The organism is Pseudomonas sp. SORGH_AS_0199, from assembly GCF_031453735.1.
Classification (GTDB): domain Bacteria; phylum Pseudomonadota; class Gammaproteobacteria; order Pseudomonadales; family Pseudomonadaceae; genus Chryseomonas; species Chryseomonas aestiva.
The window spans coordinates 2,639,066-2,662,940 of sequence record NZ_JAVJAE010000001.1 but is presented as its reverse complement, the minus strand read 5'-3'; the positions used below and the strand labels follow the sequence as shown (position 1 = coordinate 2,662,940).

Below are 23,875 nucleotides of genomic sequence, written 5' to 3'. Positions count from 1 at the left end.
GGTCATGGTTTGGCTTCCTGGGTAAAGACACTGGCATCGGCCAGGGCGGCGACGTCGACCGGTTTGGGCAGCACCTGGAGTTCGCTGAAGAGATCGGCCACCTGCTGCACCGCGGCGACGTCCGCCGGCTGCACCGGACGCAGGCCACGGGAGGTGCGGGTGGAAATGGCCACCGCGGCACCTTCCGGCAGGCGCGTCAGCTCGGCGTAGACCCGGGCATAATCCTGCGGATGAGCGACCGCCCAGGCCCGCGCCTGGGCCAGGCGCCCGGCGAAATCGGCTATGGCGGCGCGCTTGGCCGGGTCCTCCAGCGACGCTGGGGTGGCGGTGAGAAAGCCCAGGGCGGTGGTCAGCCCCTGGCCATCGCGCAGCAGCCGGGCGCCGTGCTGCTCGGCGATGCCGAGATAGGGATCGAAGGTGGCCCAGGCGTCGATCTGCCCGGCATTGAAGGCGGCGCTGGCATCGGTGGGCAGCACGAACTTGACCGTCACCTCGTCGCGCCTGACCCCAGCCTCTTCGAGGGCGGCATACAGCAGATGCTGGGAGATGCTGCCCTTTGCCGAGGACACCACCACGGTACGCCCCTTGAGGTCCTTGACCGAACGGATCGGCGAATCCTTCTGTACCAGCAGGCCGTTGGCCTGGGGATAGCCGACATTGGTGGCGATGAGCTTGAGCGGCACGCCGCCGGACGCGGCCATCAGCACCGGCAGGTCGCCGGCATAGGAGGTATCCACCGCGCCGACGCGCTGGGCCTCGAACAGCGGCGCGGCGCCCTGGAAGTTGGCCCAGCGGTAGCGGTAGGGCGCGCCTTCGAGGGTACCGGCGGCTTCCATCATGGCGCGCAGACCGCGGGCCTGGTCGCCCAGCACCAGGGTCACCCCGGAGAGATCCGGCTCCGCCTGGGCCTGCCCCAGCAGCAGCGCCAGGCCCAGCGTGGCAAGCAAGCGCCTCATTGCGCGTACTCCCGGCCCTCGTGGCGCTCCAGTTGGCGTACCGCCGCCTCCCAGTGGCGGACATGGGCGCCGCGCGCCAGGTTGCCGGGGATGAGGTCGCTGACCTTCTGCGCCACGGCGTCCGCGGCGATCACCAGCTCGGCACCGCCGCTCTGGGCCGCCAGCTGCGCCGCGCAGGAACGCTCCAGGTAATAGAGGTGCCAGAAGGCCTCTTCCAGACTGGCGCCCACGGTCAGCAACCCATGGTTGCAGAGGATCATCGCCGGGTGCGCCCCGAGGTCGGCCACCAGCCGACTCTGCTCGTCCAGATCCAGGGCCACGCCCTCGTAGCCGTGATAGGCCAGGCGGCCGAAGAACCTCATGGCGTGCTGGGAAAGCATGAGTAGCCCACCGCGCTGAGCGGAGACGCCGATGCCCGCGGCCGTGTGGGTGTGCAGCACCGCATGGAGGTCCGGCTGGGCACGGTGGATGGCGCTGTGGATCACGTAGCCGGCCGGGTTGATGCCGAGCCCGGTGGGGTCGAGGACGATTTCGCCATCGAGGTCCACCTTTACCAGCGAAGAGGCGGTGATCTCGTCGAAGGTCTGGCCGAAGGGATTGATCAGGAAGTGCGCTTCCGGGCCCGGCACCCGTAGCGAGAAGTGGGTGTAGATATGGTCGGTCCAGCGTTCGCGGGCAGCCAGGCGATAGGCGGCGGCGAGCTTGACCCGCGCCTCCCATTCGGCGGCGGATACCTGGGCGCGGACGCTGGCGAGGGCGTTCTGGAAGGCGGTCATGCAGCGGCTCCGAAAGCAGAAGAGGCGCCAGGGCGACGGGCGTTGCCCTGGTCTGCTTAGAACCTAACGTTGTGAGTCACCCAGACGGAAATATCGATTGCGCATAACCTAATATGCTCATTTTGGATAACAAAAATAGATAAATATGCGAAAACTTGTTTTCAGTACAGAACCAATCGATCTAAGGCGCTGGGCCCTGACCTTGCTTTAATGGCGATCATTGTCCACCCGCCGTCTCCGTGGAGCTCGCCATGATCCCTAGGCTCGACCGCCTGCGCCTGTTCCTGCATGACCTCGCCACCCTGGTCGACGAACACCCTGCCGAAGCGCAGCTGCTGCAGCGCGGCGCCGCCCTGCTCGGCGAGCTGGTGCGCCATGACGACTGGCTGCCCGAGGACTGCGCCCTGCCCCGCCCCGAGCGCTACAGCCAGTACCTGCTGCATGCCGATGCCCGCCAGCGCTTCTCGGTGGTGAGTTTCGTCTGGGGTCCGGGCCAGGCCACGCCGGTGCATGACCACCGCACCTGGGGCCTGATCGGCATGCTGCGCGGCGCCGAGATCGCCCAGGGCTTCGCCCGCGACCCCGCCGGCCGCCTGCTGCCGGAAGGCGCGCCCGTGCGCCTGGAGCCGGGCCAGGTGGAAGCGGTCTCGCCGCGGGTGGGCGACATCCACCAGGTCAGCAACGCCTATGCCGACCGCACCTCCATAAGCATCCACGTCTATGGCGGCAACATCGGCGCCGTGCGCCGCGCCGTCTATGCCGCGGATGGCCAGGAAAAGCCCTTCATCTCCGGCTACACCAATCGCCAGCTGCCCAACCTGTGGGACCTGTCCCAGGAGACCGCCACACCATGACCGCCATCCGCACCGCCGAGGACATCCGCCAGGCCCTGCTCGCCGGCACCGAAGTCGCCCTGCTCGACGTCCGCGAGGAAGACCCCTTTGCCGCCGGCCATCCGCTGTGGGCCGCCAATCTGCCGTTGTCGCGCCTGGAGCTGGAGGCCTGGTCGCGGCTGCCGCGGCGCGACGTGGCCATTACCCTTTACGACAATGGCGAGGGTCTGGCGGAACGCGCGGCCGAACGCCTACGCGCCCTGGGCTACACCGACGTGGCCCTGCTCGAAGGTGGCCTGGCGGGCTGGCGCGCCAGCGGCGGCGAACTCTTCATCGACGTCAACGTGCCGAGCAAGGCCTTTGGCGAACTGGTGGAAGCCCGGCGCCATACCCCTTCGCTGCCCGCCGAGGAGGTCAGGGCGCTGCTGGATCAGGACGCCGATCTGGTGATCCTCGACGCCCGCCGTTTCGAGGAATACCAGACCATGAGCATTCCTGGCGGTATCAGCGTGCCGGGTGCCGAACTGGTGCTACGGGTGGCCGAACTGGCACCTGATCCGCGGACCCGGGTCATCGTCAATTGCGCCGGCCGTACCCGCAGCCTGATCGGCGCCCAGTCGCTGATCAACGCCGGCATTCCGAATCCGGTGGCCGCCCTGCGCAATGGCACCATCGGCTGGACCCTGGCCGGCCAGACCCTGGAACATGGCCAGCAACGCCGCTTCGGTGCGGTGAGTCCGGCGACCCGGGCTACCGCCGCGACCCGCGCCCGCCAGGTCGCCGATCGCGCCGGCGTCGCCCGCCTGCCCTTCAGCGAACTGGCAGCCTGGCGCAACGACGCCCAGCGCACGAACTACCTGATCGATGTGCGCCCCCCCGAGGAATTCGCCGCCGGCCACCTGCCCGGCGCCCGCTCGACACCGGGTGGCCAGCTGGTCCAGGAGACCGATCACAGCGCCCCGGTGCGTGGCGCCCGCCTGGCGCTGGTGGACGACGACGGCGTGCGCGCCAACATGAGCGCCTCCTGGCTGGCACAGATGGGCTGGACGGTGGCGGTGGTCGACGCCATCCCGCCCGGCGCCCTGAGCGCCACTGGCCCCTGGCAGGCACCGGCGCCCACGGCGGGGCCGGTGGAGCGCATCTCGGTGAGGCGGCTGCAGGAATGGCTGGCCGAGCCGGGCACCCTGGTGGTGGATGTCACCGCCAGCGCCAACTATGTGCAGAGGCACATCCCGGGCGCGGCCTGGGTGCTGCGCGCCGATCTGCCGGCAGCGCTGCCACCCGCCGAGCGCTATGTCTTCACCTGTGGCAGTGGCCAACTGGCCGCCTTCGCCGCCCTCGACGTCCAGGCCACCACCGACCGGCCGGTCCTGCTGCTGGAGGGCGGCACCGCGGCCTGGCTGGCCGCCGGCCTGCCGGTGGAAGGTGGCGAGACGCGGCTGCTGTCGACCCGGCGCGATCGCTACCGACGCCCCTACGAGGGCACCGACGCCCCGCGCGCGGCCATGCAGGCCTACCTGGACTGGGAATTCGGCCTGGTCGAGCAGTTGCGGCGGGATGGCACCAGCGGCTTCCGGGTCATCTAGCCGCTGGTCCCCACAAAGGCCGCCACCCAGGCCGCCGTCTCCACCAGCGCCTGGGAATGGCTCAGGCCGCTGCGCTTGAGCGGCTTGAGATCATGGTCCGCGGTGGCGAGCCACTGCACCTCGATGCTTGGCGCCAGGGCATAGCCCGCCACCTCCTCCCGCGAGCCCAAGGCATCCCGCTCGCCCTGGACGATCAGCGTCGGTGTTGCCAGGGTCGCCAGGTGGTCGGTGCGCAGCCGTTCGGGCTTGCCCGCCGGGTGGAAGGGATAGCCTAGGCAGATGAGGCCCGCCGCGCCCAGTTCATCAGCCAGCAGACTGGCCATCCGCCCGCCCATGGACTTGCCCGCCAGCCACAGCGGTCCGCTTTCCGCCGCGCGCCAGGTGGCGATTATGGCCCGCCAGTGCTCCAGCAGGACCGGGGCCGGATTCGGCGGGCGCCGTTTGCCCTCGGCGCATGCTCGCGCCATGTAGGGAAAGTCGAATCTCAGGGTCCGGATCTCGCACCGGGCCAGCGCCTCGGCCAGTTGCTGCAGGAAGGGGCTGTCCATCCCCGCCCCTGCCCCATGGGCCAGCAACAGGGTCGCCAAGGGCTCACCCGCGGGTCGGCATTCGCGAAAGCTGTCGAGGTACAACTCGTCTGCCATGGGCCACTCCTCGTCCAAACGCCAGAGCTTAACCCGGGCTTTATTGATCTGGATCAATAAAGCCCGGAGCCCGCCCCTCACACTGGGCGCCTCGAAACCACTGGAGCCCGGCATGACAGCCGCCCTCGCCTGGGACGCCGACCTCATCGCCCGCTACGATCGCGCCGGCCCCCGCTACACCTCCTACCCCACCGCCGTGCAATTCCACGACGGCATCGGCCCCTTCGACCTGCTCGGCGCCCTGCGCCTGAGCCGCCAGGCCGGACGCCCGCTGTCGCTTTACCTGCACGTGCCCTTCTGCGCCAACATCTGCTACTACTGCGCCTGCAACAAGGTCATTACCAAGGACCGCAGCCGCAGCGTTGCCTACCTCCACGCCCTGCGCCAGGAGATGATCCTCACCAGCCGGCACCTGGATGGCAGGCAGCGGGTGGAACAACTGCACCTCGGCGGCGGCACCCCGACCTTTCTCAATCCCATGCAGCTGCGCGAGCTGATGGCCGACCTGCGCCGCCACTTCACCCTGGCCGACGACGATCGCGGCGACTACTCCATCGAGATCGATCCGCGCGAGGCCGACTGGAGCACCATGGGCCTGCTCCGCGAGCTGGGCTTCAACCGCGTCAGCTTCGGCGTCCAGGACCTCGACCTGCAGGTGCAGCTGGCGATCAATCGCCTGCAGCCCTTCGACGACACCCGCACCCTGGTGGAAGCCGCCCGTGCCCTCGACTATCGATCCATCAACCTGGACCTCATCTACGGGCTGCCACGACAGACCCCGGCCAGCTTCGCCCACACCGTGGAGCGGGTACTGGAATTGCAGCCGCATCGGCTGTCGGTGTTCAACTACGCCCATCTGCCGCAGCGCTTTCCGCCGCAGCGGCGCATCGAAGCCAGCGAACTGCCGGACCCCGCGGCCAAGCTGGAGATGCTGCAGCGCACCGTGGAACAGCTGCTGGCCGCGGGTTATCGCTACATCGGCATGGATCACTTCGCCCTGCCCGACGACGACCTGGCCATCGCCCAGGAAGACGGCACCCTGCAGCGCAACTTCCAGGGCTACACCACCCACGGCCATTGCGACCTGCTCGGCCTGGGCGTCTCCGCCATCAGCCAGGTGGGCGAGGTGCTCTGCCAGAACACCCCGGACCTCGCCCGCTACCAGGCACGCCTGGGCCAGGGCGAACTGGCGGTGGCCCGCGGCCTGCGTCGCTCGCGGGACGATCGCATCCGCGGCGCGGTGATCGCCCAGCTGATCTGCCATTTCCAGCTGGATTTCGCCGCCATCGAGCGCAGCTGCGAACTGGATTTCCGCCAGTACTTCGCCGATGCCTGGCCGCACCTGGAAGCCATGGCCGCCGACGGCCTGATCCGTCTCGATGCCCGCGGCGTGCAGGTGCTGGCGCCGGGCCGCCTGCTGATCCGTGCCCTGTGCATGCTGTTCGACCGCTACCTGGCGGACCATGACAAGCAGCGCTTTTCCCAGGTGATATGACCCATGCCTGCCACCACTGCTAAAGTTAGACTTTTGGAACCAGACGAGAAGCGATCTTCCCCCATGACCGAGCCCCTCAAGCTGCGCAACGCCCAGGCCCATTGCAAGGATTGCAGCCTCGCCTCGCTGTGCCTGCCGCTGTCGCTCGATCTGAAAGACCTGGATGCCCTTGACCAGATCGTCAAGCGCGGCCGGCCGCTGGCCAAGGGTGACCACCTGTTCCGCCAGGGCGATACCTTCGGCTCGGTCTATGCGGTGCGCTCCGGCGCCCTGCGCACCAGCAGCCTGAGCGATGCCGGGGAGGAGCAGATCACCGGCTTCCACCTGCCCAGCGAACTGGTCGGCCTGTCGGGCATGGACACCGAGCGCTATCCGGTCTCGGCCCGGGCGCTGGAGACCACCACCGTCTGCGAGATCCCCTTCGAGCGCCTGGATGAACTCTCCGAACAGCTGCCGCAACTGCGCCGCCAGCTGCTGCGGGTGATGAGCCGGGAGATCCGCGACGACCAGCAGATGATGGTGCTGCTGTCGAAGAAGAGTGCCGACGAGCGCATCGCCACCTTCCTGGTCAATCTCTCCGCGCGCTTCCATGCCCGCGGCTTTTCCGCCCAGCAATTCCGCCTGAGCATGTCGCGCAACGAGATCGGCAACTTCCTCGGCCTGGCGGTGGAAACCGTGTCGCGGGTGTTCACCCGCTTCCAGCAGAGCGGTGTGCTGGCGGCCGAGGGCAAGGAAGTACGCATCCTCGACTCCGCCCGCCTCTGCGCCCTTGCGGGCGGTCAGCTGGAAGGCTGACGGCTGGCGCCTGCCGCTCAGTCAGCGGCAGGCGCCCGGCCCGTCTAGAAGCTGTAGCTGACCGTCGCGGTCACGTTGCGCTCCTCCCCGAAATAGCAGAAGTCCAGGCTGTAGCAGGACGCCACATAGTCCTTGCCCATGAGGTTGTTGGCATTGACCCGCGCGGTCAGCCCCGGCAACCCCAGACGGGTGAAGTCATAGGCGAGCATGGCGTCCACCAGGGTGTAGGCCGGCACCTTGCGAGTGTTGGCCTTGTCCGCCCAACTGGTGCCCACGTAGCGTGCGCCGGCGCCGATGCTGAACCCTGCCAGCGGTCCAGCCAGCTCGTACTCACCCCACAGCGACGCCTGGTGCCGAGGCGCCTGGTTCGGCGTGTTGCCCTGGGTGCCATCCAGCGCCTGGGTGTACTCGATGTCGGTGAAGGTGTAGCTGCCCAGCAGCTTGAGGCGCTCGGCCAGCTGCAGATGGCCCTCCAGCTCCAGGCCACGCGAGCGAATCTCGCCCACCGAGGAATAGAAGTCCTCCTGGGGCAGCTTGGTCGCCACGTTTTCCTGGGTGATATGGAACAGCGAGGCGGTATAGAAGCTGGCGCTGCCCGGCGGCTGGTACTTAAGGCCCAGCTCCCACTGCTTGCCCTCGGTGGGCTCCAGGGGATTGCCCGCGGCGTCGTTGTAGGCGTTGGGATTGAAGGAGGTGGAATAGCTCAGGTAGGGCGCCAGGCCGTTGTCGAACAGATAGAGCGCTCCGGCACGGCCGCTGGCCTGGCCACGGCGCGCACTGCTGCGGGTGCCCGCCAGGCGATCCTCGATGCCGATTTCCACCCAGTCCTGGCGTAGACCCAGGGAAAAGCGCCAGCGATCCAGCTCGATGAGATCCTGCAGGTAGACGCCGGTTTGCTGCAGTTCGCGACGGTACTCGCTGCCGGGGGAGATAGTCACCTGGCCACCGTAGTTCGGCGCGAAGGCGTCCAGGGCATCCGCCGTGCCGCTGGGCCAATCCACATGGGTCCAGCGACGCTGGTAATCCAGTCCGGCGAGCAGGGTATGGCGGCTGCCGGCCCAGTCGAAGTCCGCCTGCACCAGATTGTCCAGGGTATAGGCGTGCAGGTTCTCGCGGCCGCCGGAGTAATAGCGATTGAGCAGGTTGCTGTCGCCAACATAGCCGTAGCCATAGACCTGCTCCAGCTCGACCCGCGACTTGGCGTAGCGGAAGTTCTGCCGCGCGCTCCAGACGTCGTTGAATCTGTGCTCGAACTGATAGCCAACCATCTGCTGGGTGCGTTCGAATTTGTCGTGGTCGGGTTCGCCGTCGAAAAAGTGGTTGCTGATGTAGCGGCCATTGCGGCGATAGAGGCTGCCTTCGGCTGGTACGCCACTGTGGTAGCCGCCATCCGGGTCCTTTTGCAGATAGGCCTGAAGGGTCAGGGTGGTATCGTCGCTCAGGTCGATGGCCAGGCTGGGCGCCAGGGCGTAACGCTCTTCTTCCACATGGTCGAACTGGGTGTCGCTGTGCTGCGCCAGACCCACCAGGCGATAGGCGATGCGCCCCTCCTCGTCCAGCGGACCGCCGAAATCGAAGCCGGCGCCATGCTGGCCGAGATTGCCCAGGGTGGCCTGGACCTGATGATAGGGCTGGTACAGCGGCTTCTTGCTGGTCAGGGCCACCAGACCGCCCGGCAGGCTGCGGCCATAGAGCACCGACGCCGGCCCCTTCACCACGTCGATGCGCTCGAGGAAATAGGGATCGACCTGCAGCGAGCTGAAGGTGCCGCTGTCGCCCATGGTCTTGAGGCCGTCGAGAAAGACATTATCGACGCTGTTGTCGGCGAAGCCGCGCATCACCACGTAGTCGTAGCGATTGGAGGCGCCGATCTGGCCGGTGAAGATGCCCGGGGTGTACCTAATGGCCTGCTGCACGGTCTTGGCACCCTGGTCATCGATCTGCTCGCGGGTCACCACCGAGACCGACTGGGAGGTTTCCAGCAGGCCCTTGCTGGTCTTGGTGGCCACGTCGCTATGGGTCGCCAGGTAGCCATCGGTCTCGCCCAGGGCATTGCCCAGGGCGAAGCCGGTCACCGTGGTGTCACTCAGGGAGGTCACTCCGGTCGCGGTCGCCGACTCCAGGCGATAACTGCCATCGGTCTGCCGCACCGCCTGCAGGCCACTGCCCTGGAGAATCTGCTGGAAGCCGTCGGCCGGTGTGTAGCGGCCCTGCAGCCCCGGACTGCGCCGATCTTCCAGCCCCTGGGCGGGGGCCGACAGCAGTACGCCGCTCTGGGCGGCGAAGGTGCTCACCACCGTGGCCAGACTGCCCGCCTCGATGCGGTATTCCTGCGCCAGGGGCGCCGCCTGGGCCAGGCCCGGGGACATGGCCAGGCCGGTGATGCCCAATGGCATGGTCAGGGCGAAGACGCGCAGGGCGCAGCGCAGCGGATGCAGGATGAAACGGGTATCGCGATGCATGGAGGGCCTCGAAACGGAGATCGTTTCCCCCAAGCCCCGCGAGCGCGAAAAAGGGGAACCACCCGCGCCATATTTTTTCAGGCGGGCACGATCTGCACCCACCAGGGCAGGCGCCGTTCCACCCGTACCGGCAGGCTGTCGGCCAGGGCCGCCAGCGCGCGGTCGGTATCCGCCAGCGGATAGCTGCCGACTACCCGCAAGTGGGCCACCGTGGCGGTGCAGGTCAGCAGGCCCGGTCGATAGCGACCCAGCTCCGCCACCAGCGCCGCCAGCGACCAGTCGTCGACCACCAGCCGCCCCTGGCGCCAGAGTTGCCGCCCCGGATCGACCGGGCCTAGCGGCTGTACGGCGGTAGCCGTCATCAGCGCCCGGGCTCCTTGCGCCAGGCTCTCGGGCCGGGCCTGGCGTGGCAGCAGCTGCAGAGCCCCACGATAGGCTGCTACCTCCAATCCCTCGTCACGCGCCTGGACCGCGCAGCAACCCGCCAAGAAGCGCACCCGGCCTGGCGTCGCCTCCAGCACCATGGGAGCCGTCCCCCCGCGGCTTTCGAACAGCGCCTCGCCGCGCAGCAAGCGCCAGTGATCCGCCGTGGCCCCGCGCGCGAGTTGGCTGTCGGTGTTGAGCCAGACGTGCACCCCGGCGGCCAGGTCGAAGGCACGGATCTCGCCGACCGCCGTGCTCAGGTCGGCGCCCTGCCCCAGCCGCCAGTCGTCCGGCCGCGCCCAGCCCAGCGCCAGACCACCCAGGGCCAATCCCAGCACCTTGAGCGCCCGGCGCCGTCCCAGGGACTCGCGCCGCGCCAGGGCCATTCGCCCGGACGCAGGCAGACCGGTGAAGCGCGCACTGATTTCCTCCACCCGCGCCCAGGCCACGGCGTTGCGGCTATCCGCCTGCAACCAGCGTTCCCAGGCCCGCTCGGTAACGGGGTCCACCTCGTCGGCAGCCAGTTCGGCGAACCACACCGCCGCCTCCTCCAGAGGTCCGCCACGACCGGGCGTCAGCGCGCTCAAGACACCAGTTCCAGGCAGTGCAGCATGGCCTGGGCCATGTACTTCTTGATCATCCGCTCCGACACGCCCAGCCGCTCGGCGATGACGCCATAGGTGAGCCCCTCCAGTTGCGCCAGCAAGAAGGTCTGGCGCACCCGGCCGGGCAGGCGGTCGAGCAGCGCATCGAGTTCGGTGAGGGTTTCCAGGATCAGGGCCTGGGCTTCCGGCGAAGGCTGCACGGCCTGCGGTTGCGCGGCGAGCGCGTCGAGATAGGCGCGCTCCAGGGCCTGGCGCCGCCAGTGATTGGCCAGCAGGCCCTGGGCGACGGTCGCCAGGAAGGCACGGGGTTCACGCAGGCGTTCCAGCTCGGCTTCCCGGGCCAGAAGCCGCACGAAGGTGTCCTGAGCCAGATCGGCCGCCTGCCCCAGGCAACCCAGCCGCCGCTGCAGCCGCTCGCGCAGCCAGCCATGGTGGTCCAGGTAGAGGGTCCGGATATGTCCGTGCCGGTCGGACTCGAGCGTCTGCATCACCATCCTCGGAAGCAGCTGACTTCCGATAATGATAATGCTTCTCGATCACAAGATACAGGCCTATCGCCGTCTCGCAGCGACGGGACAGCGCAGTGCTAGAGCGCTATCGGCTTGCGCCCGGCAAAGGCGTGGGTCAGGGTACCGCCATCGACCAGGTCCAGTTCGCCACCCAGGGGCACGCCGTGGGCGATGCGGGAAATGGTCAGGCCCTTGGGCGCCAGCAGCTGGGCGATGTAGTAGGCGGTCGCCTCGCCTTCCACCGTGGGATTGGTGGCGATGATCATTTCCTGGAAACCGCCCTCGCTGACACGCCGTTCGAGCTCGGGTACGCCGATGGCGTCCGGACCCAGGCCGTCAATGGGCGACAGGTGCCCCTTGAGCACGAAGTAGCGTCCGCGATAGCCGGTCTGCTCCACGGCGAAGACATCCATGGGGCCTTCCACCACACAGAGGATGCTGTCGTCACGGCGGCTGTCGGCGCAGAAGCCGCAGATCTCGTCTTCGCTCAGGGTGCGGCAGCGCTGGCAGTACCCGACCCCTTCCATGGCGGCGCTGAGGGCACTGGCCAGGCGCTGGCCACCCGGGCGTTCGCGTTCGAGCAGTTGCAGGGCCATGCGCTGGGCGGACTTCTGGCCGACCCCGGGCAGGACCCGGAGCGCATCGATCAATTGGCGAATCAGGGGACTGAAGCTCATGGACTACCGTACTGGAAGGCGGGAGAAACGGGCGCCCGACGGACACCCGCAGCTGGAGCGTCTTGGGTTCTGTATCAAAAGTGCCTGCGCATCGGTGATGCTTCGTTGAAAAAGGCTTCGGAATGCTCATTTACCACTCGTAAACTCCGCTTCCTCAGCCTTTTTCGCCTCGCCTGACCTTCGCTCGGCGACTTTTTATACACAACCTAGAAAGGCATCTTGAAGCCGGGCGGCAGCTGCATCCCGGAGGTCATGCCGGACATCTTGTCCTGGCTGTTCTGCTCGATCTTGCGCACGGCGTCGTTCACCGCGGCGGCGATCAGGTCTTCGAGGATTTCCTTGTCTTCCTGCATCAGGCTGTCGTCCAGGCTGACGCGCTTGACGTCGTGTCGGCCGGTCATGACGACGCTGACCAGGCCGGCGCCGGATTGACCGGTCACTTCGGCGTTTGCCAGCTCTTCCTGCATCTTCTGCATCTTTTCCTGCATCTGCTGGGCCTGCTTCATCAGGCCGGCCATGCCACCTTTCATCATGTCTGCTACCTCGAACTATGAATGGAAAACCGGTCAGGCTTGGGTGTCGACCGGCTCGATGGTACCCGCGCGCACCGTGGCGGCGAACTGTTGCATCATCTGGCGGATGAGCGGGTCGTCCTGGATCGACAACTCCGCCTGCCGCTGCCGCTCCGCCCGGCGCCGCGCGGCGGCCTGGGCGGGCGTCTCCTGCTCGGGGGTCTGGATGGTGACCTCGAGCGTAATGGGGCGTCCCTGCTGCTGGTTCAGGGCATCGTTGAGCCGGCGCTGCTGGTTGGCATTGAACAGGGCGCTCTGCGCCGGATCCAGATGCAGGTGCCAGCGATCGCCGTCCATGGCTACCAGGGTGCAGTTGGCAGCGATACTGGCGGTCAGTCCGCCCAGCTTGAGATCGGGGAACAACGCCTGCCAATCGGCTGCCAGGCCCGTGGCCGGTTGCACCGCCGGCGCCGGCGCCGCGGCCACCGCTTCGGCAGTCGGCTCGCCGAGGCTGTCGAGATAGTCGTCCAGCCCCACCTCGTAGTAATCCTCGGCGGGTGGCGGCTCTTCGTCACCATCCAGATCGTCACCAGCGGTGTCCGCCGGCAGTTCGGCGATCACCGTGGCGTCCGGCGTCGTCTCGACCCGTGGCGTGGGCGCGGCGCTGGGCGCCGCCTGAGCGGCGGGCGCAGCGACCTGTATCACCGCTGCGGGGGCTGGCGCCGCTGCCGCCTTGACCTCTGCTTGCCCAGCCTCCTCCCAGGGAAGATCGACCGGCACTTCCATAGGGGTGGTATTACTTGCAGGTGACGACTCGGGAGCAGGCGCAGGGGTTGCCTGAGGCCTGGGGGCAGGCGTTGCGGCCACCGGAACCGCCGCGGCCACCGGACGGGGGTTGGAGTCAGCCGTGGCCGGGCTGGCTCCCGTCGTCTTTAGTGCCGGTCGCTCGGTAATCGCCGCGCCGGCAGGCCGGAAGGCCAACATGCGCAGCAGGACCATCTCGAAGCCATGGCGCGGCTCCGGAGCCAGCGGCAGATCGCGCCGGCCAACCAGACCCAGCTGGTAGTAGTACTGGACATCCTCCGCCGGCAGCGTCTGCGCCAGGCTCAGCACCCGCTCGCGATCGCCCTGGCCGTTGTCCACCGCATCGGGCAGCACCTGGGCGATGGCCACGCGGTGCAGCACATTGAGCAGCTCGGCCAGCACCCCGCCCCAGTCGGGGCCCTGCTCGGCCAGATGGCGAACCGCGTCCAGCACGGCGCGACCATCGCCTTCCAGCAAGGCCTGGAGTACGTCATAGACCTGGCCATGATCGAGGGTCCCGAGCATGGCGCGCACATCGGCGGCCAGCACCTTGCCCTCGCCAAAGGCGATCGCCTGATCGGTCAGGCTCATGGCATCGCGCATGGAGCCATCGGCCGCACGACCCAGCAGCCAGAGCGCATCGTCCTCGAAGGGAATGCCTTCCGCGGCGAGCACCTGCTGCAGGTGGGCAACGACCCGCTCCGGCGGCATGTTCTTCAGCGAGAACTGCAGGCAGCGCGAGAGAATGGTAACCGGCAGCTTCTGCGGATCGGTGGTGGCGAGCAGGAACTTGACGTGGGGCGGTGGCTCTTCCAGCGTCTTGAGCAGGGCGTTGAAGCTGTGGGTGGAAAGCATGTGCACCTCGTCGATGAGGTACACCTTGTAGCGACCGCGGGACGGTGCGTACTGCACGTTCTCCAGCAGCTCGCGAGTGTCTTCCACCTTGGTGCGGCTGGCGGCGTCCACCTCGATGAGGTCGACGAAGCGGCCTTCATCGATCTCGCGGCACACCGAGCAGCTGCCGCACGGCGTCGAGCTGACGCCGGTTTCGCAATTCAGGCACTTGGCCAAAATCCGCGCGATGGTGGTCTTGCCCACCCCGCGGGTGCCGGTGAACAGATAGGCATGGTGCAGCCGCTCGTTATCCAGCGCATTGATCAGCGCCTTGAGCACATGGGTCTGGCCGACCATTTCGCGGAACGACCGCGGGCGCCATTTGCGCGCAAGAACCTGGTAACTCATCGAGACCTGATCAGGAGAAGACGTGGGGGGAGCACATGCTAACGAAGAGGGGCCGCGATTGCATCCCGCGGCGTGGCATCGGGACGCCGCCACGCGGACGGCGACTACCTTGCCAGATGGAGGCAGCCAGGCGCATTTTCAAGCGATCAGGAGGGAAAACGGCACGCAAAAAGCCGTTTCAGGCACGTCGACAGTGGTCTTCGCCGTCGGCCAGGACAACGCTGGAAACATAGGCTGCCAGGGCATCCAGCTGGCCGCGCAGGCGGCTCACGATGGCGTTCATTTTGAAGGGGTTGCTTGCCTCCTCGTTGGTCAGGTCGATCCTGATCAGCAGCAGGGGCTCGGAGGGGTGGTGGATCTGAGCGACCAGCGTCGCCTCGGTGTCGCGCCGGCAGTCGACACGATAGGGATGGAGGCCATTGCTCAGGGCGCGTCCTGCGCTTTCGAGTCCGTTCTTCACGATGAATCCTTGGACATTCGTCCAGTAATGATGGTGCGGTGCGCATGATGGCACAGAGCCATGAACCAAAACAGTGCATTTCATCACGAAAGCCGTGTGGCGTACTTCGCCGAGCGCTGTAAGGCGAGACAGGAAAGGAAGGGGAAAAGCGGGAAGAGGAAAAGCGGGGGGCAGAAATGGAGGTGGCCCCGCCAGCCACACCCCGGCACACGACATCACCGCTGCGGCTGCTCCCTTCCGGGCCTGACCGGGTTCACGGTTGATCGTTGCGGGGGGACCGACAGAGCCACCATAACGCCTCACCCTGAGGTGAGGTGCATCATTCTACGCGGTTGGGGCGAAGTTGCAAGCCATACAAGGACTTAGGTTCGCCAAGGGACAACGGATAATACCTGGAACGGCAAAACTGTCCCGCTCCGGATCAAACGCCTACGACCTTTTGCTAGCGATAGCCAGACAAGGGTATTGAGCAAGGCGGCCCCAGGATAGGACCACCCGTACCAGATCCAGTGAAGACGAGCCGCCTCGGCCGCAGGTATTGTCCGCACGACCGGAGCTTGCTCCTCTCGTTAGCGAACGCCCTGGGCCTCGAGGATCTGCAGGAAGGCGTCCTCGTCCAGCACCTTCACTCCCAGCTCGTTCGCCTTGGTCAGCTTGGACCCCGCCCCCGGACCGGCGACCACCACGGCGGTCTTGGCCGAGACCGAACCCGAGACCTTGGCGCCCAATGCCTCCAGGCGCTCCTTGGCCTCGTCGCGACTCATGGCCTCCAGCGTTCCGGTGAGCACCCAGGTCTGGCCGGCGAACGGCAGGCCCTGCACGGCCTGCCGGGTGCTTTCCCAGTGCATGCCGAAGGCCTTGAGCTGGGCCTCGATGGCCAGCGCCCGGGCGACGTTGTCCGCCTCGGCGAAGTACTCACGCAGCCCTTGCTTGGCCCGCTCGTTGAGACCGGCGAGGGTCTTGAAGGTCAGCCAGTCCTGCGAGCCCTCGATCAGGGCCGCCAGGCTGGGAAAGGCAGCGGCCAGGGTCTTGGCGCCGGTCTTGCCCAGAGAGGGAATGTGCAACTGGTCGAGGAAGTCGGCGAAGGCGGCATAGCCGGAGAATTCGGCGTGCACCTCACCCTCGTCCGCCAGCGCGATGCCGTTGGCCAGCAGCGCCTCCAGGACCTCGCGGTTGTGCGCGGACTGGAAGAAGTTGTGGATCTCGAAGGCCACCTCCGGTCCGATGTCCGGCAGATAGACCAGCACCTCCGGCAGCGCCTCGCGAATGCGCTGCAGACTGCCCAGGGCGCGTGCCAGGCGCTTGGCGGTCTCTTCGCCCACTTCGGGGATGCCGAGGGCGAAGATGAAGCGGGCCAGCGCCGGCTGGCGGCTGGCTTCGATGGCCGCCAGCAGATTGCGACTGGACACCTCGGCGAAGCCTTCCAGCGCGACCACCTGCTCGTAGGTCAGGGTGTACAGATCGGCCGGCGACTTCACCAGGTCGCGATCCACCAGTTGCTCGACGATGCGATCGCCGAGACCGTCGATGTCCATGGCGCGCCGCGAGGCGAAGTGGATGATCGCCTGCTTGAGTTGCGCCTGGCAGGCCAGGCGGCCGACACAGCGATAGACCACGCCTTCGCTGATCGACTCCCTGCCCTTGCCGCGCTTGATCAGCTGGGTACGCTCCACCGCCGAACCGCACACCGGGCACTGGGTGGGGATCGCCACCGGCCGGGCATCCGCCGGTCGCCGCTCCGGCACCACCTGCATGATCTGCGGGATGACATCGCCGGCGCGGCGCACGATCACGCTGTCGCCGATCATCACACCCAGCCGGGCGATCTCGTCCATGTTGTGCAGGGTGGCGTTGGTCACGGTGACGCCTGCCACCTGCACCGGCTTGAGCCGGGCCACGGGGGTGATGGCACCGGTACGCCCCACCTGGAATTCGACATTGAGCAATTCGGTCAGCTCTTCCCGGGCGGGAAACTTGTGCGCCAGCGCCCAGCGCGGTTCCCGCGCGCGGAAACCCAGCTCGCCCTGCCAGTCGAGTCGATTGACCTTGTAGACCACGCCATCGATCTCGTAGGCCAGGGCATCGCGGCGCTGGCCGATGTCCTGATAGTAGGCCCGACAACCTTCAGCGCCCTGCACCTTGCGCAGTTCGCGACTGATGGGAATGCCCCACTCCCGGAGCTGCTGAAGAATGTCGTACTGGGTGTCCGGCAGAGTCCCGCCCTCGACCCGCCCGAAACCGTAGCAGCAGAACTCCAGCGGCCGCTGGGCGGTGATCCGCGAATCCAGCTGGCGCAGACTGCCGGCCGCGGCGTTGCGCGGATTGGCGAAGGTCTTGCCGCCGCTTTCCATGGCCCGGACGTTGAGCGTCTCGAAACCGGCACGGGACATGAACACCTCGCCACGCACCTCCAGCACCGCCGGCCACCCTTCGCCCTGCAAGCGCAGCGGGACGTTGCGGATGGTGCGCACATTGGTGGTGATGTCTTCGCCGGTGGTACCGTCGCCGCGGGTAGCGCCGCGGGTCAACAGGCCGTTCTCGTACAGCAGACTGACCGCCAGCCCATCGAGCTTGGGCTCGCAGGTGTACTCGACACCGGAATCCGGTCCGGCGAAGTCGGTCTCGCCGAATTCCTCACGCAGGCGCTTGCCCACGCTGCGGTCGAAATCCTGCAGGTTCTCGTCGGCGAAGGCGTTGCCCAGGCTGAGCATGGGTACTTCATGGCGAATGGTGCCAAAGGCGGCCAGGGCCGAGCCGCTCACCCTCTGGGTGGGCGAGTCGGGTGTCACCAACTCGGGATGCTCGGCCTCCAGCGCCTTGAGTTCGCCGAACAGCCGGTCGTACTCGGCATCGGGCACGCTCGGCTCGTCCAGCACGTAGTAGCGGTAGTTGTGGGCGTCGATCTCGCTGCGCAGGGCGGCGATCCGGCTGACGGCATCTTGGGCGTCGGTCATGGCGGTCTCTCACTGTCGCCACCCAGGGGTGGCCCTGGCGGCACCCAGGGCGCCGCGGCAAAACTTACAAACAAAAAGAGCAGCCGAGGCTGCTCTTGGTTCGCTCCGGCGCGATCAGCGCTTGAGCATCAGGCTCTTGCGCTCGAAATCGACGATGCGCTGGCGATAGTGTTCGATGGTCTGGGCGGTCATGACGCTGCGCTGCTCGTCCTTCAGCTCGCCATTGAGCTCGGACGACAGTTTGCGCGCCGCTGCCACCATCAGGTCGAAGGCCTGCTTGGGATGGCGCGGACCGGGCAGACCCAGGAAGAAGCTCACCGCCGGGGTATGGAAGTCGTCGATGGCATCCAGGTCGAAGGTGCCCGGACGCACGGCATTGGCCATGGAGAACAGCACCTCGCCATTGCCCGACATGCTCTCGTGACGATGGAAGATATCCATGTCGCCGAAGCGCAGTCCGCTTTCCAGGATGCTCTGCAGCAGCGCTGGACCGGAAAAGCCCTTCTCGTCACGGGAGATGACGTTGATCACCAGCACCTCGTCCACCGGCGCCATGGCCGCCTGGCTGTTGCCCGTGCCGACGGGATCGCTGATCGGCTCGCGCTCGGGTGCCTTGCTGCTCAGCGGCTTGTCCTTGCGCGGCTTGTCGCGACCACGGGTGGCGACTTCATCGGAATCGACGGCCAGGCCTGCCAGGCTTTCATCGCTGGCGGACAGGTCGAAGCTGTCGGCACTGGGCTCTTCGCGGCGTTCATCACGGCGCTTGCGCTGGGTGGAGCGCGGTGGCGTCGGCTCGCCCGGATCATCCAGGGAGGGCTCCTTGGGCTCTATCACCCGTGTCGGGCCAACGATTTCCGGATCCTCGTCCTCGTGTTCCGGATGGTTGTTCAGCGACTGGTCAAGCTTGAACTTGAGCTTGCCCTTGCCGCTCATGCGACGCCAACCATCGAACAGAATACCGGCGATGACGATGACGCCGATGATGATCAGCCACTCGCGCAGACCCATATCCATGAAAAAGACATACCCCTGTGAAAATAATGGACCGACACCCGTCGGGAAACTTTGGAAAGTCGACGCTTGCGAGGTCTTTCCAAAACCTCCGAAACCTACGCCAAGTCAGTGTTCTTCCTAGCTTTTTCCACTTACCGCTAGCGCGGCCATAAGCTAGCACGACTGCTGCCAACTTTACACCGCCAAGCCGCGAGGCTGTGGGGTACTAGGCATCGACCATGGCCACCGCCTCTTCCACATCCACCGCCACCAGCCGAGAACAGCCCGGTTCGTGCATGGTCACCCCCAGCAGCTGATCGGCCATCTCCATGGCGATCTTGTTGTGCGTGATGTAAATGAACTGCACCTTCTCCGACATGCTCTTGACCAATCGGGCATAACGGCCGACGTTGGCGTCATCCAGGGGCGCATCCACTTCATCGAGCATGCAGAACGGCGCCGGATTCAACTGGAAGATGGCAAAGACCAGCGCCAGCGCCGTTAGGGCCTTTTCGCCACCCGACAACAAATGAATGGTGCTGTTCTTCTTGCCCGGCGGCCGCGCCATGATCGCAACCCCGGTATCGAGTAAATCTTCCCCAGTAAGTTCCAGGTAGGCACTGCCACCCCCGAAAACTTTTGGGAACAGGGCCTGCAGGCCATGATTGATCTGGTCGAAGGTGTCCTTGAAACGATTGCGGGTCTCCCGATCGATCTTGCGAATGACGCTTTCCAGGGTTTCCAGTGCTTCCACCAGATCGGCGTTCTGGGCATCCAGATAGGTCTTGCGCTCGGCCTGCTGCTGATATTCGTCAATGGCCGCGAGGTTGATCGGCCCGAGCCGGGCGATACGCGCCGCAACCGCCTCCAGCTGCTCTTCCCAGGCGGCTTCGCTGGCCTCCACAGGCAGGGTCGCGATCACCGTCGGCAGGTCGTAGCCGTTGGCCGCCAGCTGCTCGGCGAAGCCACTGCGCCGGGTCGCCAGGCCCTGCCACTCCAGGCGATGCTGCTCCAGCTGGCCGCGCAGCAGCGTCGCCTGCTGTTCCGCCTGCAGCCGCCGCCGCTCGAAATCACGCAACTCCCGATCGGCATCCTCCAGCGCCAGCCGCGCCGTGCGCATTTCCTCGTCCACCTGCAGACGTCGCTCCAGCAACTCTTCCAGGCGCAGGCGTAATTCATCGAGGGGCTCGCCGCCTTCCTCCAGGTTGAGATTGAGCTGCTCGCAGCGCTCGCCGAGGCGTGCGGTCTGCAACTCCAGCCGCTCCAGCGCCTGGAAGGTCGACTGACGCTGGGCTCTCAGGGTGGTCAGCCGCACCGTCAGCTGATGCAGTTGTTCCTGAGCCTGGCGCTGGCGCTGGCGCGCCGCTTCCACCGCCTGCCGATGACGATCGCGCTGTTCCTGCAATAGCGCGCGCTGCTCGGTATCCACGGCCATGGCGTCGAGGGCGTCCTGCAGGCGCAACCGGCATTCGCCCAACTCCTCCTGCTCATGCGCCAGCTGCTGCTCGACATCCTTGAGCTCGGCCTCCAGCTGCCGGCGACGGATGCTCAACTGTTCGGCCCTTGCCTGTTGCGCGGACAGCTGGGCGCGCGACTCGGCCAGCCGCTGCTGCTCCTGCTGCTGGCGCCGCCGCGCCTCTTCACGCTCGCCTTCCAGCCGCTGCTGGGCCGCGCGACGATCCTCCAGCCGTTCTTCCTGGAGGGCGAGCGCCTCGCTCAACTCCAGGCGCCGTGCCTGCAACTCTTCCAGTTCGCGTCCGCGGGCCAGGACACTGCCTTCGGCCGCCTGGGCACGCCGCACACGCAGGAAATGCCGGGAGACCCAGTAGCCTTCCGGCGTGATCAGACTCTGCCCCGGGGCCAGGGCCGGCCGCCGCGCCAGAGCTTCGTCGTAACTGTTCGCGATCAGCACCTGACCCAGCCAGGGCGACAGGTCGCGCGGTGCCTGCACCTGCTCCAGCAGGCTGCCCACCGCCACCGCTACCGAACCGGGCAGCGCGAGGTTCAGGGCGCCACTGGCGAAGGTGTCGAGCCGCAGAGACGCCAGATCATCCAGGCAGACCGCCTGCAGATCGCTACCCAGCACGGTTTCCACAGCCAGTTCCCAACCGGGGGTGACCTGCACCTCGTCGGCCAGCTGCGGCGCCTGGTCGAGCCCTTCGGCTTCGAGCCACTGGGCTACCCCGGTTGTGGGAGCGAGGGCCGCCTGCTGCAGGGCCTCCAGCGAGGCGATGCGACCTTCCAGCCGCTGCAACTCGCCCTGACGCTGACTCTGCTCGCCCGCCAGCCCCAGCAATTCTTCCCGCAGCCGCTGCAAACCCTCGGCGACCTGCAATTCCTGCTCGGCCAGGCCTTCCAGCAGCAACTCGTCTTCGGCGATCTGCTCTTCCAGCATGACCAGGCGCTCGGACGGACCGTCCTCGCCCAGCAGGGTGCGCTCGTCGCGCAGTCGACGCCGACGTTCCGTGCCGCGCTCCAGACTCTGTTCCAGCGAGCGGATGCGTGCCTGCTGCACGTCCGCTTCCCGCTGTGGCTCGACGCTCGCCGCACTGAGTGCCTCCCAGCGCTGCTGCCAGTCCGCCAGCGCCAGCTCCGCCTCTTCCAGCGCGGCACCGCCCTCCTCGCCCAGCTCCCGGGCCGCCTCTTCCTCGGGCTCGAGCATCGCCAGCTCTTCTTCGAAGGTGGCGAGCAGCACCCGGTCGTGCTCCAGGTGGGACTCGGCTTCGCTGCGGGCCTGTTCGGCTTCGCGCAGATCGTCCTGCAACTGCCGCTGGCGCTGCTGACCATGCTGGATGGTCTGCTCCAGGCGAGCGATGTCACCCCCCAGGGAGTAGAAGCGGCCCTGCACCAGGTTGAAGGCTTCGCTCAGCTCGTGATGACCGTCGCGCAGCCGCTCGATACCGGCATCCGCCTGGCGCTGCTCGGCGGTCAGGGCCTCGAGCGCGGTCTCCTGGTCGCGGATCACCTTTTCGCGCTGCTCGACGCGACCATCCAGTTCGCGCCAGCGCACCGCCTGCAACTGCGCCTTGAGTTGCCGCTCCTCCTGCCTGAACGTCTGAAAGCGCTCGGCCGACTGCGCCTGACGGTGCAGCCGCTCCAGCTGACGCTCCAGCTCTTCGCGCAGGTCGGTAAGACGGGCGAGATTCTCCTGGGTGCGGCGGATGCGATTCTCGGTCTCGCGCCGCCGCTCCTTGTACTTGGAGATGCCGGCGGCTTCCTCGATGTAGTGCCGCAGATCCTCCGGACGCGCCTCGATCAGCTTGGAGATCATTCCCTGCTCGATGATCGAATAGCTGCGCGGGCCGAGGCCGGTACCGAGGAAGATGTCGGTGATGTCGCGCCGGCGGCACTTGGTGCCGTTGAGAAAATAAGTGTTCTGGCCTTCGCGGGTCACCCGCCGGCGAATGGAGATTTCCGCGTAGCTCGCGTACTCCCCCACCAGGGTGTGGTCGGAGTTGTCGAAGATCAGTTCGATGGAGGCCTGGGACACCGGCTTGCGGCTGTTGGAGCCGTTGAAGATGACGTCGGTCATCGACTCGCCGCGCAGATTCTTGGCCGAACTCTCGCCCATCACCCAGCGCACGGCGTCGATGATGTTCGACTTGCCACAACCGTTGGGGCCGACCACCGCTGCCATGTTGCTCGGGAAATTCACCGTCGTCGGATCGACGAAGGATTTAAATCCCGCCAGCTTGATCGACCTCAACCGCATATCAGGAGCCCTTGTCCACCGCGCCGTGCCAACCGCAGGCGAAAGGGTGAAAGTCTACCACTGGCGACCACGACTGCCGTCGCCGCGCATGAGCTTATTTCCAGGCGTTCTGCACGCTGTCGGGACGACAGGCTATAGTCCTGCACCCCCACTCGCAGGATGCCCCCATGCAGATCCTTCGCCTCACCCTGCTCGCCGCCGCCCTGGCGGCCAGCACCCAGATCCTGGCCGCCCCGCCGCTGCTCAACGTCTCCTACGACGTGATGCGTGACTTCTACAAGGACTACAATCCGGCCTTCCAGGCGCACTGGAAAGCCGAGCACGGCGAAACGCCGGTGATCCAGATGTCCCACGGCGGCTCCAGCAAGCAGGCGCGCGCGGTCATCGACGGTCTGCAGGCCGACGTCATCACCATGAACCAGGCGACCGACATCCAGGCCCTGGCCGATCGCGGCCTGGTGCCCAAGGACTGGGAAAGCCGCCTGCCCGATCGCAGCGCGCCCTTCACCTCGGCCACGGTACTCATCGTGCGCCAGGGCAATCCCAAGGGCATCCATGACTGGTCCGATCTGCTCAAGGATGGCGTCCAGGTGATCGTGCCCAATCCCAAGACCTCCGGGAATGGTCGCTACACCTATCTTTCCGCCTGGACCTACGCCCTGCGCCAACCTGGTGGCGATGAGCAGAAAGCCCGCGGCTTCGTCGCCGAGCTGTTCAAGCACGTACCCATCCTGGATACCGGCGGTCGCGCCGCCACCACCACCTTCATGAAGAACCAGCAGGGCGATGTCCTGGTGACCTTCGAGAACGAAGCCGAGATGATCGCGCGGGAATTCGGTCGCGGTGGCTTCGAGGTGGTCTATCCGAGCATCTCGGTGCAGGCCGAGCCGCCGGTGAGCGTGGTCGACAGTGTCGTCGACAAGAAGGGCACCCGCGCCGAGGCCGAGGACTACCTCAGGTATCTCTGGTCCGACGAAGGCCAGAAGATCGCCGCGGACAACTTCCTGCGCCCGCGCAATGCCCAGATTCTGGCGCAGTACGCCGATCGCTTTCCCAAGCTCGAACTGATCGATGCGCAGAAGGAATTCGGTGCCTGGAGCGGCATCCAGAAGACCCACTTCGCCGATGGCGGGGTCTTCGACCAGATCTATACGCCCCAGTGACCGGCTCGCGCCCGGCCTGATGCCGGGCGTCTGGCGGACCGGAAAGACGCGCACACAAAAACACCGCCCTGAGGCGGTGTTTTTGTGTGTTTGGAGCGGGAAACGAGACTCGAACTCGCGACCCCGACCTTGGCAAGGTCGTGCTCTACCAACTGAGCTATTCCCGCAATATGGCGTCCCCTAGGGGACTCGAACCCCTGTTACCGCCGTGAAAGGGCGGTGTCCTAGGCCACTAGACGAAGGGGACGAAACCTCTTTCCACAAGGCCTTTCAC

At 66.6% G+C, this 23,875-nt stretch carries 18 protein-coding genes, 2 tRNA genes and 1 other RNA gene; 5 read left to right on the top strand and 16 right to left on the bottom strand.

The genetic code is table 11. The features are described 5' to 3' along the window. Positions 1–2: 2 nt before the first annotated feature. Entirely contained in the window at positions 3–956 is a 954-nt protein-coding gene (locus QE444_RS12540) for an ABC transporter substrate-binding protein (protein WP_187979096.1), read from the bottom strand. Then, a complete protein-coding gene (locus QE444_RS12535) occupies positions 953–1,732 on the bottom strand; it encodes a class II aldolase/adducin family protein (RefSeq protein ID WP_285388059.1) in 780 nt (259 codons plus the stop codon). Before QE444_RS12535 ends, QE444_RS12540 begins: the two co-directional genes overlap by 4 nt. Before the next feature lie 251 nt (positions 1,733–1,983). Between QE444_RS12535 and QE444_RS12530 the strand changes: the two genes are divergently transcribed. Together QE444_RS12530 and QE444_RS12525 are read left to right on the top strand one after the other, a co-directional pair. Then, positions 1,984–2,586 (top strand): cysteine dioxygenase, encoded by a 603-nt coding sequence (locus QE444_RS12530; RefSeq protein ID WP_273861682.1) that lies wholly within the window; start codon positions 1,984–1,986, stop codon positions 2,584–2,586. Beyond that, positions 2,583–4,151 carry a rhodanese-related sulfurtransferase gene (locus QE444_RS12525; protein WP_309738837.1) on the top strand — a complete coding sequence of 523 codons (1,569 nt, stop codon included), beginning with the start codon at positions 2,583–2,585 and terminating at the stop codon, positions 4,149–4,151. The genes QE444_RS12530 and QE444_RS12525 overlap by 4 nt, the downstream gene beginning before the upstream one ends. On the opposite strand, the gene QE444_RS12520 is transcribed toward QE444_RS12525, so the two are convergent. Next, positions 4,148–4,795, bottom strand: coding sequence for an alpha/beta family hydrolase (locus tag QE444_RS12520; protein WP_309738836.1), 648 nt, complete (start codon positions 4,793–4,795; stop codon positions 4,148–4,150). The genes QE444_RS12525 and QE444_RS12520 overlap by 4 nt on opposite strands. Positions 4,796–4,907: 112 nt before the next feature. Between QE444_RS12520 and hemN the strand changes: the two genes are divergently transcribed. Then, on the top strand, positions 4,908–6,290 hold the full coding sequence (hemN, locus tag QE444_RS12515) for an oxygen-independent coproporphyrinogen III oxidase (protein ID WP_309738834.1): 1,383 nt from the start codon (positions 4,908–4,910) through the stop codon (positions 6,288–6,290). Positions 6,291–6,353: 63 nt separating this feature from the next. Beyond that, on the top strand, positions 6,354–7,085 hold the full coding sequence (gene fnr, locus QE444_RS12510; protein ID WP_007162251.1) for a fumarate/nitrate reduction transcriptional regulator Fnr: 732 nt from the start codon (positions 6,354–6,356) through the stop codon (positions 7,083–7,085). A 44-nt stretch (positions 7,086–7,129) separates the two neighbouring features. Here fnr and QE444_RS12505 read toward each other — a convergent pair whose 3' ends face one another. The 11 genes from QE444_RS12505 to smc form a co-directional block, all read right to left on the bottom strand. Further along, on the bottom strand, positions 7,130–9,547 hold the full coding sequence (locus QE444_RS12505; protein WP_405046423.1) for a TonB-dependent siderophore receptor: 2,418 nt from the start codon (positions 9,545–9,547) through the stop codon (positions 7,130–7,132). A 77-nt stretch (positions 9,548–9,624) separates the two neighbouring features. Further along, positions 9,625–10,557, bottom strand: a complete 933-nt coding sequence (locus QE444_RS12500) for a DUF4880 domain-containing protein (RefSeq protein ID WP_309738831.1) — start codon at positions 10,555–10,557, stop codon at positions 9,625–9,627. Beyond that, complete coding sequence (locus QE444_RS12495; RefSeq protein WP_273861678.1) at positions 10,554–11,063, bottom strand: sigma-70 family RNA polymerase sigma factor; 510 nt, start codon at positions 11,061–11,063, stop codon at positions 10,554–10,556. Before QE444_RS12495 ends, QE444_RS12500 begins: the two co-directional genes overlap by 4 nt. A 98-nt stretch (positions 11,064–11,161) precedes the next feature. Further along, positions 11,162–11,761, bottom strand: a complete 600-nt coding sequence (gene recR, locus QE444_RS12490; RefSeq protein WP_309738828.1) for a recombination mediator RecR — start codon at positions 11,759–11,761, stop codon at positions 11,162–11,164. Positions 11,762–11,967: 206 nt separating this feature from the next. After that, positions 11,968–12,294 (bottom strand): YbaB/EbfC family nucleoid-associated protein, encoded by a 327-nt coding sequence (locus QE444_RS12485; protein ID WP_007162246.1) that lies wholly within the window; start codon positions 12,292–12,294, stop codon positions 11,968–11,970. Positions 12,295–12,327: 33 nt separating this feature from the next. After that, the gene (gene dnaX / locus QE444_RS12480) at positions 12,328–14,319 is read right to left on the bottom strand and encodes a DNA polymerase III subunit gamma/tau (protein WP_273861677.1); all 1,992 of its coding nucleotides are present in this window, start codon (positions 14,317–14,319) and stop codon (positions 12,328–12,330) included. 178 nt (positions 14,320–14,497) lie between these two features. After that, positions 14,498–14,779, bottom strand: a complete 282-nt coding sequence (locus tag QE444_RS12475; protein ID WP_273861676.1) for a hypothetical protein — start codon at positions 14,777–14,779, stop codon at positions 14,498–14,500. Positions 14,780–14,965: 186 nt separating this feature from the next. Continuing rightward, an RNA gene (gene ffs, locus QE444_RS12470) (signal recognition particle sRNA small type) lies at positions 14,966–15,062 on the bottom strand. A 286-nt stretch (positions 15,063–15,348) separates the two neighbouring features. Then, positions 15,349–17,733, bottom strand: a complete 2,385-nt coding sequence (gene ligA / locus QE444_RS12465) for an NAD-dependent DNA ligase LigA (RefSeq protein WP_309738818.1) — start codon at positions 17,731–17,733, stop codon at positions 15,349–15,351. A 114-nt stretch (positions 17,734–17,847) separates the two neighbouring features. Beyond that, positions 17,848–18,747 (bottom strand): cell division protein ZipA, encoded by a 900-nt coding sequence (zipA, locus tag QE444_RS12460; protein WP_273861674.1) that lies wholly within the window; start codon positions 18,745–18,747, stop codon positions 17,848–17,850. Between the two features lie 205 nt (positions 18,748–18,952). Beyond that, positions 18,953–22,438 (bottom strand): chromosome segregation protein SMC, encoded by a 3,486-nt coding sequence (smc, locus tag QE444_RS12455; RefSeq protein ID WP_309738814.1) that lies wholly within the window; start codon positions 22,436–22,438, stop codon positions 18,953–18,955. Positions 22,439–22,605: 167 nt separating this feature from the next. On the opposite strand from smc, the gene QE444_RS12450 reads away from it, so the two are divergent. Next, positions 22,606–23,601 (top strand): sulfate ABC transporter substrate-binding protein, encoded by a 996-nt coding sequence (locus tag QE444_RS12450; protein WP_158896928.1) that lies wholly within the window; start codon positions 22,606–22,608, stop codon positions 23,599–23,601. Positions 23,602–23,692: 91 nt separating this feature from the next. Here the strand turns inward: QE444_RS12450 and QE444_RS12445 are convergent. Both QE444_RS12445 and QE444_RS12440 read right to left on the bottom strand, forming a co-directional pair. Further along, positions 23,693–23,768 (bottom strand) — tRNA-Gly (locus QE444_RS12445). Positions 23,769–23,772: 4 nt separating this feature from the next. Continuing rightward, positions 23,773–23,848: transfer RNA gene (locus QE444_RS12440), tRNA-Glu, on the bottom strand. Positions 23,849–23,875: the final 27 nt, after the last annotated feature.

What these genes read in the sequence shown, in the direction of transcription:
- zipA (WP_273861674.1), bottom strand. Translation starts at nt 18,747, where the DNA reads ATGGATATGGGTCTGCGCGAGTGGCTGATCATCATCGGCGTCATCGTC.
- dnaX (WP_273861677.1), bottom strand. Translation starts at nt 14,319, where the DNA reads ATGAGTTACCAGGTTCTTGCGCGCAAATGGCGCCCGCGGTCGTTCCGC.
- QE444_RS12540 (WP_187979096.1), bottom strand. Translation starts at nt 956, where the DNA reads ATGAGGCGCTTGCTTGCCACGCTGGGCCTGGCGCTGCTGCTGGGGCAG.
- smc (WP_309738814.1), bottom strand. Translation starts at nt 22,438, where the DNA reads ATGCGGTTGAGGTCGATCAAGCTGGCGGGATTTAAATCCTTCGTCGAT.
- QE444_RS12525 (WP_309738837.1), top strand. Translation starts at nt 2,583, where the DNA reads ATGACCGCCATCCGCACCGCCGAGGACATCCGCCAGGCCCTGCTCGCC.
- fnr (WP_007162251.1), top strand. Translation starts at nt 6,354, where the DNA reads ATGACCGAGCCCCTCAAGCTGCGCAACGCCCAGGCCCATTGCAAGGAT.
- QE444_RS12530 (WP_273861682.1), top strand. Translation starts at nt 1,984, where the DNA reads ATGATCCCTAGGCTCGACCGCCTGCGCCTGTTCCTGCATGACCTCGCC.
- QE444_RS12520 (WP_309738836.1), bottom strand. Translation starts at nt 4,795, where the DNA reads ATGGCAGACGAGTTGTACCTCGACAGCTTTCGCGAATGCCGACCCGCG.
- QE444_RS12450 (WP_158896928.1), top strand. Translation starts at nt 22,606, where the DNA reads ATGCAGATCCTTCGCCTCACCCTGCTCGCCGCCGCCCTGGCGGCCAGC.
- QE444_RS12485 (WP_007162246.1), bottom strand. Translation starts at nt 12,294, where the DNA reads ATGATGAAAGGTGGCATGGCCGGCCTGATGAAGCAGGCCCAGCAGATG.
- QE444_RS12495 (WP_273861678.1), bottom strand. Translation starts at nt 11,063, where the DNA reads ATGCAGACGCTCGAGTCCGACCGGCACGGACATATCCGGACCCTCTAC.
- QE444_RS12535 (WP_285388059.1), bottom strand. Translation starts at nt 1,732, where the DNA reads ATGACCGCCTTCCAGAACGCCCTCGCCAGCGTCCGCGCCCAGGTATCC.
- ligA (WP_309738818.1), bottom strand. Translation starts at nt 17,733, where the DNA reads ATGACCGACGCCCAAGATGCCGTCAGCCGGATCGCCGCCCTGCGCAGC.
- hemN (WP_309738834.1), top strand. Translation starts at nt 4,908, where the DNA reads ATGACAGCCGCCCTCGCCTGGGACGCCGACCTCATCGCCCGCTACGAT.
- recR (WP_309738828.1), bottom strand. Translation starts at nt 11,761, where the DNA reads ATGAGCTTCAGTCCCCTGATTCGCCAATTGATCGATGCGCTCCGGGTC.
- QE444_RS12505 (WP_405046423.1), bottom strand. Translation starts at nt 9,547, where the DNA reads ATGCATCGCGATACCCGTTTCATCCTGCATCCGCTGCGCTGCGCCCTG.